Source organism: Solibacillus sp. FSL R5-0691 (assembly GCF_037974225.1).
Lineage (GTDB): Bacteria > Bacillota > Bacilli > Bacillales_A > Planococcaceae > Solibacillus.
Genome location: NZ_CP150231.1, coordinates 408,606 through 423,244 on the forward strand (window position 1 = coordinate 408,606; position 14,639 = coordinate 423,244).

Sequence of the window (14,639 nt, forward strand, 5' to 3'; positions counted from 1 at the left end):
GATGCTAACCCTTTGTGTCCCTAATAGGGTATACTAGAGAAAGTGATTAATTGAGGAAGTAGGATTAAGAACATGCAAACGCAATCGAATCGTCAGTTGTGGGCGCAAGCTGTGAAGACCGGCATTATTAAATCAAACTTAATTCCGATGATCGCGGCATTAATGCTCGCCCTGTATACGTATGAATTAAATTTTGTTGAACATATTCCCGCTATTATTTTTGCAATTATTGGTTCTGCGGCCGTCATCGCTGCTGCAGGTGCATATAACAACGTATATGACCGGGATATCGATCAAATTATGCCCCGTACTAAATCACGTCCAACCGTTACTGGAGAACTATCTGCAAAGTTAGTGCTAATTGTTGCGACGATTTTATTAATACTAGGATGTACGGCGCTTTATTTAGCATCACCGTTAGCTGCTTTGTTAGGGTTTTTAGGTGTATTTTTCTATGTTGTCCCTTACACAATGTGGACAAAACGCCGTACGATCTGGAATACAGAAGTTGGCAGTATTTCAGGTGCTATGCCACCACTTATTGGGTGGGCAGCCGTCGCTCCGGATCTTTGGCATCCGGCCGCGTGGGCACTGTTTCTAATTATGGTTATTTGGCAAATGCCGCATTTTTATGCCATTGCCATCCGTAAAAAAGAAGATTACGCCGCGGCTAATATCCCGATGCTACCGGTAGCAAAAGGGGAGCAGCGCACATATATTCAGTCGAATATTTATCTCGTGCTGCTAATTTTATCGAGCTTTTTATTTTTACCGCTTAGCTTAGGGTTAACAATTGTTTCTCTTGTCCTTGGTGTCATTTGGCTCTCCATGAGTATTGCAGCATCCAAAAAACAGGGAGAGAAGAAATGGGCGAATATTATGTTCGGCTACTCGCTTTTCCATATGATGGCTGTATTTGGGACAGTCTTCATTTATGCAACAGTTGGCATGATTTTAAATGTGCTGTAAGGTTGTATCAACTAAAACTCATTCATTTTCTATAAAGGAAATGGATGAGTTTTTTTTATGTAGAGTTTATACATGCATTGGTTGTTCGCTTTATTTAGTGAAAAATGCATATTTACAATATTTTTCTCTTATAAAATAAAAAATATCATCAAAAATCAACTAATTTACATCAAAAAAATATCATTATATATCTGCTTGTTGAGAAATTGTGAACATAAAATGTGAGGATAATATGACAATGGAATCCCTCGTATTTTTTGAAGCAAGGAGACATGCTATCATTGATTTATCAAGTGGAGCGGGTTGCTTGGTAGGCAGACTTGCTCACTCATTGATATGCTATGTTACTCATAAATCTCGTACAGGACTTCGACAACATATAAATCCCCCCTATTTTTTATATGGTCACGTACGGATTACAAAAAACTCCAATGCTGTAGTGGGCATTGGAGTTTTTTTGTTTAGCTTTATTATTAAAATTTAATTGATGCTACTTCATGCATGTAATCGCCAAGTACGCGTAGGCCTTGGTCGAAGTTTTCCAGGTGGAAATGTTCGTTTGGAGCATGGAAGTTTTCGCTTGAAAGACCGAAGCCCATTAGCACAACAGGCAAGCCTAAAATTTCATCGAATGCTGCCACAATCGGGATTGACCCGCCACCGCGTGTATAAGCTGTCGGTACTTCATACACTTTTTCGTATGAACGACCTGCCGCCTGAATTGCCGGGTGGTCAAACGGTGTTAAATAAGGTTTTCCTTTATCGAATTCAGAAATCGTTACTTCGACACCTGTTGGTTTATGCTTTTCAATGTGTGCTTTCAGTAAAGCGACAATTTCCTCAGGGTCTTGGTCCGGTACTAAGCGGCATGTTATTTTTGCACCCGCTTCAGCAGGTAATACTGTTTTAATGCCTTCACCAGAGAAGCCGCCGAATACGCCGTTCACTTCCAATGTTGGACGTGCCCATGTTTGTTCCAAATAAGAATAGCCAGCTTCACCGAATAATTCTTTTACACCGACTTCTTCTTTTAATGCTTCTTCATCAAAGTTTAAATCACGGTAAGCTTGGCGCTCTTCTTCAGATAGGGGACGCACTGAATCATAGAAGCCTTCCACTTGAATTGTCCCGTGCTCGTCACGGAAAGATGCTAAAATTTCTGCAAGTGCATGGATCGCGTTTTGAACACCGCCGCCATAAAGGCCAGAGTGCAGGTCACCTTTTGCACCGCGCACATCAATCTGCACACCTGTTAATCCGCGTAAGCCGTAGCATACTGCCGGTTTTCCTTTTGCATAAAGGCCTGTATCGGAAATGACGATCAAGTCTGCCGCTAATTTTTCTTTATTGTCTTCTGTATATTTTGGAAGAGACGGACTGCCGATTTCCTCTTCACCTTCATAAATGAACTTCACGTTAACCGGTAATGTACCTTCTGTTGCAAATAACGCTTCGATCATTTTTAAATGCATGAACACTTGTCCTTTATCATCCGAAGAACCACGTGCAAACAGTTTATTGTCACGGATGGCCGGTTCGAAAGGAGGTGTTTCCCATAAGTTTAGAGGATCCACTGGTTGTACATCATAATGACCGTAGAACAGGATTGTCGGTTTGCCTTCAGCATGAAGCCATTCTCCGTAAACGACCGGATGACCGGCTGTTTCATCTACTGATACGTTTTCGATGTTTAATGATTTTAAGTGGTCTGCCAGCCAGTTTGCCGCTGACAGCATATCTGCCTTATGCTCAGATAAAGCGGAAATACTAGGAATGCGTAAAAATTCGTTTAACTCCGCTAAATGACGTTCACGGTTTTCTGTGAAGTAAGCATCTAATTTTTCTAAATGACTCATATGGTTGAGTGCCTCCCTTTATTTCGGTTATGGAAATAATTATAGCATAGAACGAATGGTAATCAGCGTCCCATCTTTCCTTTTTTTGAGCCTGTATCAAACACCCCATACATTGTCGCCGTTGCAATCGCAAAGACAATTCCGCCATATAAAGGCAAGTAGATGGTTTCCATCATGAGGGAAATTGTCATTAATAGCGTGAAGGAGATGAGTAAGTGCACAAAGTATTTATGGAACCGGTGATGCTGCGTTGTTTTTAATTCAATCAGGACATCGAAAAACATGACAAACGCAAACTCAATGATCCCATAGATTAGGATGAACCAAATTAAGTTGCCCCAACCTTCAAATTCAATTCCGACAAGCAGTAAAATGCCTACCTCCACGGAAATTGCGACTCCGATAATTGCTAAAAATAATAAACCGATAAAAATAAAGCCGATAAAAGCTACGAAATTTTTCATATAGACTCCTAACAATTTTAAATAGATCATAGTTAGTATAAATGATTTCCGGAAAAAAGAGGGAAACGCGCTCTCGTCAAAGACTATAAAAGATACCTGCAGTAAGCATACTTTTTTCAAATGGCTCACTACAGGTATCAAATTAAGCTTTTACCGTCATATTTTTTGTTAGCTGACGAATCGTATAAATTAAAGCGCCGATGATGATCGCGTTTAACAATACAATGATAACCGCAGAGTAGCTTTCTACGCTGATGATGCTAAAAATCGCTAATGGTAGATCTTCACCCCATAGTCCTGAGTGAATGAAAATAACAACAATCGCGATTAAGATAAAACCCACACCTCTATAAAGATTCATTGAGTGAAATCCTGAAGCGATAAACCAGCCGACTAAATAAAATACGACGATATCCAAAGCCAATTTCAAAAAGTATATAGCCATTTGTTCAAAGCTGTTAGTGAAGTTACCAAAGATGAAGTGTTCAATTCCGTATAAAATGGCTGTTAATATTGTAAATGTGATAGCCAATAGAAAAACGCTCATGACATTCCCTTTAAAATAAGCTTTTCGAGTAACACCCATCGAGACGAAATATTGGAGAAACGGTCCCATCGATAATATCCCGCATACTAGGAAAAAGATGCGCCCCGAATTACCGAGCAGCGCGGCAATCGAAGTTTCAGAACCTTCTTCCATAAAAGAGGGGACACTCATTTCAAAACTATTTCCAGTAAAATTCGAAAAAACAACACTCCCAATTAAATGCGTTGATAAGATGATTGTTCGAGGGTGTTCCATATAATCATTTAATACTTCTTCATAAAATTTTACGCGTGCAGGTGCGTCCATTCCTAAATAGGCTTCATCAAAAATCGTAATCGCACAGCGGCTTGCCAAACCGATGACGACATGCATTGCAGACATCATTCCGCGCGATAGGGAAGAGACCGCTACATCTTCAGGAAGGCGAAAACGTTGCATCAGCGCTTTTGCATAGTCTTCATCAAAATTCGGACGAAATGCGGCTGTTTGCTTAATGTATTTCCATACCTTTTCCGACTCATCGAGCTTTATATCGCGGATAAATATAATGTTTTCCATAAGATTTTCATTTTCAAAAACAGAAACACCGTCAATTGCTACACGCCCTGAAGTTGCCTGCGCAAAGCTTGCGAGCAGTGAGAGTAAAGAAGTTTTTCCGGCTCCATTACGACCGAGCAACCCGTATATTTTATTTGTTTCCAATGAAAGGGTAATATTTTTTAGTATTTGTTTATTTTTTAACTGAAGAGAAACATCTTCAAATTGAATGACATTATACATAGTTGAACCCTACCTTTCGTATGAATCGAACATTTTTTGAATTTCTTCCTTTGTCATACCGAGTTTTTTTGCCTCGGCGATTAGCGGTTCAATATATTGCTGTTGAAATTGAGAAATGCGTCGGTTTCTCAGCATTTCAAATGCGCCATCCGCGACAAACATTCCAACGCCACGTTTTTTATAGACAATCCCTGAATCCACCAGCTGATTAAACCCTTTTAGAATAGTGGCGGGATTTATTTTATAGTGTGCAACGAGCTGGTTTGTTGAAGGAATTTGATCACCATCTTTTAAAACGCCATTTACAATATCATCCTCAATCATTTCTGCAATCTGTTGGAAAATGGGTTTTGTATCATCGAATGTTAATCGCATTATTTTCCTCCTCTCACATTTGGTTATATGGTTAACTATATGAGTAACTAACCTTAAAGTCAAGCAAAGATGTAATGTGTTTTTACATAAATATGGAAAGCAATCGGTGCAACTTCTGCTCAAATACGCTACGATAAAAATAATAAATCCAAAAGGGTGATCAGGATGTTCTATCTATTGCTAAGTTATTTATTCGGTACGATCCTTTTTGCGGTCGTTATCGGAAAAATAAAAGGGATTGACCTGCAACAGGCGAATAGCGGCAATCTTGGGGCGCGCAATGCCGGACGTACATTGGGAAAGTGGGCTTTTATCCTCGTGGCGGTGGGGGACGGCTTGAAAGGGCTAATTGTAGTAATAGCAGGGCGTATGCTTGAGCTTCCTGAACTGACGATTGCACTTGCGATCATCGCTGTAGTGCTTGGCCATCTGTACCCGTTTTGGAATCGCGGAAAAGGCGGAAAAGGCGTCGCAACGGTAATCGGAGCAATGGTCGCTTTTTCTCCGCTGCTTCTGCTAGTATTTTTAGCCGGCTTTTTATTGAGTCTGCTCATCACAAAAAGTGCCACACTTAGTATGACAGGCGGATTCATCGTTTATGGCCTATTCGCGAGTATATATACGGATGCAGGGCTGATCGTAACGATTGCACTTGTTCTCGTGATTTGGAAACAGCGTCTTAGCATTGTAGAAAGGGTGAAACCAAATGTACTGGAGTAAAATTGCAGCAACAGATGAAGAATTCGATGCCATCGCAGCATTAAACTATGAAACATTTGTGGAGGAAATCCCCCAGCATGAGCCTAATCCGTCGCGTCGACTTATCGATAAATTTCATGATGAAAATGTATATGTAGTTGTTTATAAAAATACGGAAATGGTCGGTATGGTTTCATTTCGCGATACACGGCCGTTTTCAATCGACCGTAAAATCGGGAATGTGGAAAACTATTTGGATGATGAAGTTTGTGAATATTTATGTGAAATCCGGCTGCTCGCGGTAAAAAAGAATCACCGGAACGGACGTGTTTTTACGAAGCTTGCAACAGCGATCTACCGCTATTTTTATGATGCGGGATATACGGCATGTGTCATTTCCGGTACGGTACGTGAAGAGAAAATGTATACACAAATGGGGTTCAGGCAATTCGCCTCAGCTGTCGGGACAGAGGAAGCACGTTATTTGCCGATGGTTTTAACACGGCAGGACAGTGCGGTTTTCCGGGAGCGTCTACGAGAACAGAATATGGTATTTTTCCCGGGACCGGCTGCATTGGAAAAGCCGCTCACCCCTTCAACGATTTCCCACCGTTCTGTAAAGTTTCAGCAAGAGCTTGAACAGATGAAAGGTGAGTTATGTAAGCTGGCAAAGGCAAATTACGTCATCCCGCTTGTTGGCACAGGGACACTTGCCAATGATGCGATGCTCGGCCAACTGAAAAGTGAATTTCCCGATGTAGCCGGACTAGTATTAGTGAATGGAGAATTCGGCGATCGTCTTTATAACCAGGCGAAACAGTGGGGACTACATATTGAAAAGATTGATGTTGGTTGGGGAAAGCCATTTGATATTGCGCAAATTGAAGCGTATTTAAAAAAGGGAAGCTATCGCTATATTGTATTTGTTCATGGCGAAACATCGAACAGTACATTAAATCCGCTCAATGAATTAGGGGAGCTGGCGGAAAAATTTGATGTAAAACTATGTGCGGACTGTATTAGTTCGTTTGGTTCCGTGCCGTTTTCGATGCAGGGGCTACATTATGCAACAGCGGTTAGCGGGAAATCACTCGGTACGATAGCGGGACTTGCTTTCATCTTCTGTAAGGATCAGCCGGTTTCGAGTGATGCGCCGCTATATTTGAATTTGCCGTATTATATGAAGAAGCAAATTCCATTTACATTGCCGCATTATTTTGTGGAAGCTGTCAGCGATGCACTCAAGTTGTATCCGGAGCGCTTTGACGTGTTGGAAAACCGGATGGAGGCAATTAAGAATTCAAGGCTTGATGCAACAGCAACCTACCCTATGATTGCAACATGGGAACACCCGAAAATGGATGAAATTCTAACAATCTGTGCATTAAACGGTTTTTTACTACATGGTGACAGCGCGTATTTAAAGGAACGCAACATCGCTCAAATCAGCACAATCCAGCCAACTTTCGATAAGGATTTTAAAAGATTACAAGAATTGCTTACTTATGTAATGGAAACGTTGTAGGGGAGAAGGGGAAGCGGGGAATGCAGAAACATTTATTTCGTTCAAATGATTACAATCAATCTTACAGCATTGTAAGGTAATTGAAAGCCAATCCGATAGAGTGTAATAGTTTAATTTGGCACAATAAGGTCATAAGGAAATTTAACATACACATACGATGTCATTATGCCACGGCGCACTTCATATAAAATCTATCGGAGGACTTTCAAATGAATGAATTATTAACGACTATTTATGATGAATACAACCGCTACATTTACCACCTTTGCTTAAAGCTTACACGCAATCAAAACGAAGCAGAAGATTTAATGCAGGAAGTTTGGGTAAAGGTTGTACGCTATGAAGAATCAGTATCAAAAGTAGACCATGTAAAAGCATGGCTTACAACAATTACGATGAATACATTCCGCGACCGCTATCGCAAAAATGTTCGTCGCAGTAAATACATGATGAATCAACCTGAACAATTAGACGTACCGATTTTAGATTTGGTTCCCAACAATGATTTTACGACGGAAGAACTTGTGGAAAAAACAGAAATCACAAAAATCGTGCAAGAGAAGATGGGTCAGCTTGATAGCATTTACCAAAAAACACTATGGTATTTCTATGTGGACCAATTCTCATTAGCCGAAATTTCCGAGCTGATGAAAGTATCAATCGGTACAGTGAAATCTCGTCTGTTCCGCGCAAAAGCACGTTTAAAAGAAATTTTACTTTCCGACAATGGTGTCGCAGAAGCAGTATTGGCTTAGTAATAGTTAGGACGAAAGCTATGGCAGAAAGTTGCCGTAGCTTTTTTTGTGTTTGAATGGAAAGTGGCTAATATCTTATTGTGATTGACTAATATCAGTGAAGGAATGGCTAAAAACTAAGAGAGTTTAACTAATATCCAAGAGCGTTTGACTAATATCCGTAGAAAAGTGACTAATAAAATTAAACACGAGCCAAACAAAAAACACATGAGCATACTGCTGCTCATGTGCTTATAATTTCGTACACTTATCAAATATTGCCGTTAAAGTTTTAATTTCATCTTCTGTTAACATACCGAACAGGTTTTCAAAAAGATTGTCTACTTGCTGACGAGAGCGTTCGAGCACTTCGATTCCTGCTTCGGTAATATGAATTTGCGAAGCGCGGCGATCCGTTTCATTTTGGGTTTTTTCAATGAGCCCCGCTTTAATGAGCTTCGTCGTCAAAACCGTTACGCCACCTGTTGTCACTTTCAGCTTTTCTGCAATGGCAGAAGGGCGCTTTGGTCCATCTGTATGCAAGTAAGCCAAAATTAAAATATGTGATTTCGAGAAGCCTAACTGATTTTGACTGTTCCATTGATTAGCAATTTTGCGTTCCAACGATGTCATCTTTTCAAAAAGTTCGGTTAACTGCTCGCGTTTATGCTCATTCATCAGTGTCAACTCCAAATGTTATCACTATTCTACGGCTAATTTTTGAAGGGCATTCAATTCAAATGCACGCACTTTACGAGGAATGAAACGACGAATGTCCATTTCGTTATAGCCGATCTGAATGCGTTTTTCATCAAGTAAAATAGGGCTGCGCAACATACGAGGATGCTGCTGGATTAAGTTGTACAACTCTTGAATGGATAACTGGTCAATATCAATGTCCAGGTTTTTGAAATCATTCGAGTTTGTCGCAATAATTTCATCCGTACCATCTTCTGTCATACTTAAAATATGTTTAAACTCTGCTAAAGTCAAAGATTGAGAAGTTGTTCTTTTTTCAGTATAAGTAATATTATTTTCGTTTAGCCATTTCAATGCTTTTCGTGATGAGGAACAGCTCGATTGTGTATAGATTGTTACTGTCATAATTAATTTCCTCGCTTTCCCATAATCAATAATTTGGTGATAGCTTAGTTGTAAGACATTTACTTATAATAATATCTTACCAGTAAGCTATTTGTAATGCAATAAGTTTATTATATGTTTCCCTTTTACTGTTTACCCATTCTTCTAATAAATTATACGTATAAAACTATAAAAAGTTTCTAATTTTATATTACAGTTTTGTAAAGTAGAAACTAGAAGAGAGAGGGAACTGCTGGGCGCGGTTAGTTTTGAACAGGGAATGATTCTAATATGTAGTGGGAGTGCTCTAAAAGACCGCGACTTTTTAATATATTCTAGAAATATTCCAAATAGAACTTACTACTAAAAAGTTATTCAGAAATACAGAGGTTATTGGACTGGGATGATCCAAAACAGCATGATGTCAGGTTTTAAACGTTTGAACCTTTACTATATTCGTCAGCTATAATGTAAAGTCCTTGCCAAGCGATCGTTTATTGGCGAATAATTCTGAAAAATATTCTTATTTTTCAAATATTTGACACAATTCTCCGGATGAAGTCTTTTCATAATAAAAAACAGTGTACTCCGTAACAAAGAGTACACTGCATGATTAAAAAACTATTTAAATTCGTTTAATTCTTTCGTTTCGCGAGTTGTAAACCAGTCTTGCACGTTCCATACTTTCGTCGCTAAACCTTCATAGAATTCCGGCTCATGCGATACAAGAACGATTGTCCCTTTGAATTCCTTCATGGCACGTTTTAGCTCTTCTTTTGCATCAACGTCCAAGTGGTTTGTCGGTTCGTCAAAGATCAGCCAGTTTGTTTGATCCATCATCAGCTTGCAAAGACGGACTTTTGCCTGCTCACCACCAGAAAGTGAATTCAGTGGGCGAGTAATATGGTCTGTTTTTAGACCGGCACGTGCCAATGCTGCACGGACTTGCGCTTGTTCCATAGAAGGGAACGCATTCCATACATCATCAATCGGTGTGATTTTACCTGCTTTTACTTCCTGTTCGAAGTAAGATGGCTCCAAATAGTCGCCTAAAATTACTTTACCGTCCAATGGCTGAACTTTGCCTAACATTGTTTTCAGTAAAGTCGATTTCCCGACACCATTCATGCCGACTAACGCAATTTTTTCGCCGCGTTCGATTTGGAATGTAAGTGGCGGTAATAATGGTTTTTCTTTATCATAGCCGATCACCAAGTTTTCCGCTTCCACTACATAACGACCAGGTGTACGCGCTTCTTTAAAGCTGAACTCCGGTTTTACAGCTGTTTCCGGGCGGTCAATACGCTCCATACGATCCAACTGCTTCGCACGTGATTTGGCACGGCCGCTTGTTGAGTAGCGTGCTTTGTTGCGGGCAATGAAGTCTTCCTGCTGCTTAATAAATTCCTGCTGTTTTTCATATGCATCGATATGCTGGCGCTTATTGATTTCCGCAAGCTCGATAAACTTCTCATATGTCGCAGTGTAACGCGTCATTTTAGCAAATTCTAAATGTAAAATTACATCAACAACATTGTTCATAAATTCCGTATCATGCGAAATTAAAAGGAATGCATACGGGTAGTTTTTCAAATAGTTTTTCAGCCAAGTAACATGTTCTTCATCAAGATAGTTGGTAGGCTCGTCCAGCAATAATACTTTCGGCTTTTCAAGTAAAAGCTTAGCCAGTAAAACTTTTGTACGCTGACCACCGGATAATGCGGCAACATCGCGTTCCAGACCAATCGCATCCAACCCTAAACCACGGGCAATCTCATCGATTTTCATGTCCAGGCTATAGAAATCACCAGCATCAAGTGCATCCTGGATTTCAGACATTTCTTCCAGTAGGCTGTCGTAATCTGCATCAGGCTCGCCCAATTCCACTGAAATTTCATTTAAACGCTCTTCCTTCTTATATAAAGGGGCAAATGCATCACGTAATGCATCACGCATAGAACGGCCGGCAGTTAAAACCGTATGCTGGTCTAAATAACCGTAATGTGTACCAGGCAGCCATTCCACTTTTCCTTCATCGTGAATTGCTTGTCCTGTAATAATGCTCATCAATGTCGATTTCCCAACACCGTTTGCACCTACAAGTCCGATATGATCGCCTTCAACAAGACGGAATGAAACTTCTTTAAATAACGTACGGTCACCAAATGAATGCCCTAAATTTTCAACAGTTAATATTGCCATATATAATCCTCCGAGTGTTTTAGTGTTTCCTGCTAATAACGTTGATTTCCGTTTCGGCGGACGCTTTCTGGGGGCGTGAGGCCGACATGAAGTCGGTCACAAAAGCGTTGCCACAGGACGTGGCGTACTTAGCTTTTGTTTCCCTGTAGTCTCAGGCGTCGCCACCTACACAATCAACTAGATCTTTCTTTATAAAAAAATTTATCCATTAAAAAACCCGCAACATTAAAGTGCTGCGAGCTGTTTGTTTAGTTCTGCTAGCCGTGCTTCCATATTTTCAAGGCGTGCGAGCGCTTGTTTTACTGAGTCTGCATGGCCAAGTGATTCAAGCTTTTCCATATCGCCTTGAAGATTGATGTAATCATTCTTTAATTCGGCGATTTCCTGCTGAAGCTGGTCTTTTGTTTGCATCATTAATTGCTCCTTTAGTTTCGGAAATTAATCTTTTCATATTGTAACATAATGCATACATTTATGTGATGGGGAAAGCCTAATTTTTTAAGTTAAATATGTGCCATATTGTGACGCGCATAAGCTAAATCGAGCAGCAGGTTTTTCAGAATTTCATTGTTTGTCAGAATTTCAAGGCCGCGCTGCTTGCGGACAGCTCGTTCGCGGCGCTGTTCATGAAGCAAGAGCTCCATCACGGCATTTTGAATAATGGACTGCTTCATTTTTCGGCCTAATCCGATATGGATAAATCCGTTCATTTCACGCGTGAATGCATAGTTCAGTTCATTATCCTGCTGTGCCGTTGTAATACAAGGAATACCGGCAGCTGCCACTTTATACGGTGTATAGTTGGCATTGCAAATAATCAAATCTGCTTGCGGCATCAGCTCGAGCAGGGCATCGGATTTTTGAACGATGACGGTATTTTTTCGGCTTAATGCCATCATTTTTAAACTATCGATGTCATGATGATAGTCATCGTCAATCGCAACTGAAACTTTTAATGGGATTTGCAGCTGGGTTAAGTGGCGTAAAGTGCGGTAAGTCAGATTGTTGCTATCCCCATCTTCAAATGCGACAACAATATGCGGAAGTGAATCTTTAATCGAGCTATCGGGTTTTTCAAGGATTTGGTATGCGACTTTTTCTAAATTTGGCGGTACGGCAAATGCATAGCTGCCGGCAAGTTCGTGTGTATGCGGTTCTTCATGGGATTCTCCGAACAACGCAACGATATGACAGTCACTAAGCTGTACACCATTGCCAAAATCATCGAAATGAACAATCGTCGGGCAAAAAGGTTTAATCGTTTCAATTTGTTCGACTTGGGTATCTTTACCTTCATGAATGATCAAATGAGGCTCGAATTCACGGATTTTCTTTTGAAGCTCCGTAAAACGATCAAACTTTACAATATTTAAGCCAGTTTGGGCCAATTTATCAAGAAGCTGTTCGTTTGCAGTTTTCACAAAGAGAACGACCTCTTCATCCTGCAACAGATTTGCCAAAGTTACTGCACGTTCAAAAGGATATGTTCCTTTAATCTCACAATGCTCGATAATCCATATAATTTTTCTTTTTTGCACGTAAATCCCATCCTTTCCACTATCTCTATAAAATATGGTGGGATTGCCGAAATTATGAATGAGAGAGTTTTCTACATATACATACATCAAAATAAAGAAAAGAGGAAACATATGAAAACGATGCGCTCAGCATTGGTCGTAGGTGCAACAGGATTGGTTGGTTCTTCGCTTGTGAAGTTATTATGCGAGAGTGAGGAGTATGCTGCAGTCAACGTCATTTCGAGAAGACCGCTTGATTTTAAGCACCCGAAACTAGTTGTAAAGCTGTGTGAATTCGATCAGATTGCCGACAAGGATATTGAATTTGCTCATGAGGTCTTTTGTTGTTTAGGTACGACAATGAAAAAAGCAGGATCAAAGCAGCAGTTTGAAAAGGTTGATTTTGAGTATCCGCTGACGATTGCAGCAATCGCAAAAAATCGGGGAGTCGGTCATTTCATTGTCATTTCCGCAATGGGAGCAAATGAAAAGGCACTTGCTTATTATAGTAAGGTAAAGGGTAAATTGGAGGCAGAGCTCATTAAAATGGATTTTCCTCGTCTATCAATCGTTCGTCCATCACTCATTACAGGGGATCGCCCAGAATTCCGTCTAGGAGAAACAATAGGCGATAAAATTTTAAAAGTACTTAACCCGGTTTTAGTAGGACCGCTGAAAAAACTGCATTCCATACCTGCAACGCAAATAGCTTTGGCAATGAAAGTTATTGCACTGTACGGGAAAGAGCAAAAAGTGGCAGTTTACTTATCCGAAGAGCTGCTGGAAATGCAGATGCCTAAAATCGAAAAGGAAGAAGCTTTATCAGATGAAAAAGTGACCTTTAACTGGGATAAATACAATGAAGATCCATTGCCGCCAGTAAATCGTGAGGATAAAGAGGGACGACGGATAAATGATGAGCAGGGGAAATAAGGTTGAAGCCATCCTCATGTTGTATTTTGAAATCACGCTAATTTCCACTGAAATCACGATGTAAGACGAAAGACTGAAATTGAACTTTACTAAGCAACTACCTATTAAAAAGCAATGTTATTCTGATACAATATGAGTACAATGATTTACATGGAGGAACATTTATGAAAATATTACTTGTCGATGGAACCATCTTTGGTCGTAAAACCGGAGTTCTTTTGGAACAGGTTCAACAATATATTCAAGCTTTCAACCCTTCGCTAGAATTAGAGATTTTATACTTCTCCAAATTACAGCATCAAATACTAGACGGCAGCCCGTTAAATGATGATATGAAAAACATGATTCAAAAATTTGAAGAAGCGGATGCTTACATTTTCGCATCACCAATTTTCCAGGCATCGATTCCAGGCGTACTGAAAAATGCCTTTGATATGATTCCACCAAAAGCGTTACGTTACAAGCCGGCTGCTATGATCGGTAATGGCGGAACATACCAGCATCATTTAGTACTGGAAACCCAATTACGTCCGATTCTTGATTACTTCCGATGCCTAGTTACACCAAACTATGTATACACACACGCAGATCACTTTGATAAGGAAAATAAAATTATCGATGAAGATGTACACAACCGACTGCGTGAACTTGCACGCGTATTCGTTCAATATTGTGAAATGACAAAAACATTATCAAAACAAGCAGTTGATATGCAATAGCTATGAGGAGCCTCCATTAATCGATGGAAGCTTCTTTTTTTCTTCAGCAGACCCTTCATATTTCTCCTCAAAAAGTTCATGAATATTTACTCGCGTATAATATATTTCTTTATTCATCATAATTTAAAGTTAGGAAGATGCTATAATGGTACTGTAAAAATTTGTAATGATGAGGAATCACAAATAATTTCATTTGAATCCACCGACATTTTGGAGTACCATGAATACTTATGTCA

The 14,639-nt window shown here is 39.9% G+C and carries 15 protein-coding genes; 6 read left to right on the plus strand and 9 right to left on the minus strand.

The window, feature by feature from the left end:
* Positions 1 to 72: 72 nt before the first annotated feature.
* Entirely contained in the window at positions 73 to 969 is an 897-nt protein-coding gene (gene cyoE / locus MKY51_RS02085; RefSeq protein WP_339174998.1) for a heme o synthase, read from the plus strand.
* Between the two features lie 473 nt (positions 970 to 1,442).
* Here cyoE and MKY51_RS02090 read toward each other — a convergent pair whose 3' ends face one another.
* The 4 genes from MKY51_RS02090 to MKY51_RS02105 all read right to left on the minus strand — a co-directional run bounded on the left by MKY51_RS02090 (position 1,443) and on the right by MKY51_RS02105 (position 4,991).
* Positions 1,443 to 2,825, minus strand: coding sequence for a dipeptidase (locus MKY51_RS02090; protein WP_339174999.1), 1,383 nt, complete (start codon positions 2,823 to 2,825; stop codon positions 1,443 to 1,445).
* Positions 2,826 to 2,887: 62 nt separating this feature from the next.
* The gene (locus MKY51_RS02095) at positions 2,888 to 3,289 is read right to left on the minus strand and encodes a YrvL family regulatory protein (RefSeq protein WP_339175000.1); all 402 of its coding nucleotides are present in this window, start codon (positions 3,287 to 3,289) and stop codon (positions 2,888 to 2,890) included.
* A 142-nt stretch (positions 3,290 to 3,431) separates the two neighbouring features.
* Positions 3,432 to 4,616: an ATP-binding cassette domain-containing protein gene (locus MKY51_RS02100; protein WP_339175002.1), complete on the minus strand. Its 1,185-nt coding sequence runs from the start codon at positions 4,614 to 4,616 to the stop codon at positions 3,432 to 3,434.
* 9 nt (positions 4,617 to 4,625) lie between these two features.
* Positions 4,626 to 4,991, minus strand: a complete 366-nt coding sequence (locus tag MKY51_RS02105) for a GntR family transcriptional regulator (protein WP_339175003.1) — start codon at positions 4,989 to 4,991, stop codon at positions 4,626 to 4,628.
* A gap of 165 nt (positions 4,992 to 5,156) precedes the next feature.
* On the opposite strand from MKY51_RS02105, the gene MKY51_RS02110 reads away from it, so the two are divergent.
* The 3 genes from MKY51_RS02110 (at position 5,157) to MKY51_RS02120 (ending at position 7,970) form a co-directional block, all read left to right on the plus strand.
* Positions 5,157 to 5,711, plus strand: coding sequence for a glycerol-3-phosphate acyltransferase (locus MKY51_RS02110; RefSeq protein WP_339175004.1), 555 nt, complete (start codon positions 5,157 to 5,159; stop codon positions 5,709 to 5,711).
* Positions 5,698 to 7,215: an aminotransferase class V-fold PLP-dependent enzyme gene (locus MKY51_RS02115; RefSeq protein WP_339175006.1), complete on the plus strand. Its 1,518-nt coding sequence runs from the start codon at positions 5,698 to 5,700 to the stop codon at positions 7,213 to 7,215. The genes MKY51_RS02110 and MKY51_RS02115 overlap by 14 nt, the downstream gene beginning before the upstream one ends.
* A gap of 209 nt (positions 7,216 to 7,424) precedes the next feature.
* Positions 7,425 to 7,970, plus strand: a complete 546-nt coding sequence (locus tag MKY51_RS02120) for an RNA polymerase sigma factor (protein ID WP_251689971.1) — start codon at positions 7,425 to 7,427, stop codon at positions 7,968 to 7,970.
* 231 nt (positions 7,971 to 8,201) lie between these two features.
* Here MKY51_RS02120 and MKY51_RS02125 read toward each other — a convergent pair whose 3' ends face one another.
* From MKY51_RS02125 to MKY51_RS02145, 5 genes are all read right to left on the minus strand, one after another.
* Complete coding sequence (locus tag MKY51_RS02125; protein WP_339175007.1) at positions 8,202 to 8,627, minus strand: MarR family transcriptional regulator; 426 nt, start codon at positions 8,625 to 8,627, stop codon at positions 8,202 to 8,204.
* A gap of 24 nt (positions 8,628 to 8,651) precedes the next feature.
* Positions 8,652 to 9,053: a transcriptional regulator SpxA gene (gene spxA / locus MKY51_RS02130; RefSeq protein WP_008404676.1), complete on the minus strand. Its 402-nt coding sequence runs from the start codon at positions 9,051 to 9,053 to the stop codon at positions 8,652 to 8,654.
* A gap of 600 nt (positions 9,054 to 9,653) precedes the next feature.
* Positions 9,654 to 11,234, minus strand: coding sequence for an ABC-F family ATP-binding cassette domain-containing protein (locus MKY51_RS02135; protein WP_339175008.1), 1,581 nt, complete (start codon positions 11,232 to 11,234; stop codon positions 9,654 to 9,656).
* A gap of 225 nt (positions 11,235 to 11,459) precedes the next feature.
* Positions 11,460 to 11,645: an SE1832 family protein gene (locus tag MKY51_RS02140; protein WP_251689967.1), complete on the minus strand. Its 186-nt coding sequence runs from the start codon at positions 11,643 to 11,645 to the stop codon at positions 11,460 to 11,462.
* A gap of 92 nt (positions 11,646 to 11,737) precedes the next feature.
* Positions 11,738 to 12,772, minus strand: coding sequence for a CMP-N-acetylneuraminic acid synthetase (locus tag MKY51_RS02145; protein WP_339175010.1), 1,035 nt, complete (start codon positions 12,770 to 12,772; stop codon positions 11,738 to 11,740).
* 111 nt (positions 12,773 to 12,883) lie between these two features.
* Here MKY51_RS02145 and MKY51_RS02150 point away from each other — a divergent pair, with 111 nt between their 5' ends.
* Both MKY51_RS02150 and MKY51_RS02155 read left to right on the plus strand, forming a co-directional pair.
* Positions 12,884 to 13,684 (plus strand): NAD(P)H-binding protein, encoded by an 801-nt coding sequence (locus tag MKY51_RS02150; RefSeq protein ID WP_339175011.1) that lies wholly within the window; start codon positions 12,884 to 12,886, stop codon positions 13,682 to 13,684.
* Between the two features lie 164 nt (positions 13,685 to 13,848).
* On the plus strand, positions 13,849 to 14,403 hold the full coding sequence (locus tag MKY51_RS02155) for an NADPH-dependent FMN reductase (protein ID WP_339175013.1): 555 nt from the start codon (positions 13,849 to 13,851) through the stop codon (positions 14,401 to 14,403).
* Positions 14,404 to 14,639 lie beyond the last annotated feature (236 nt).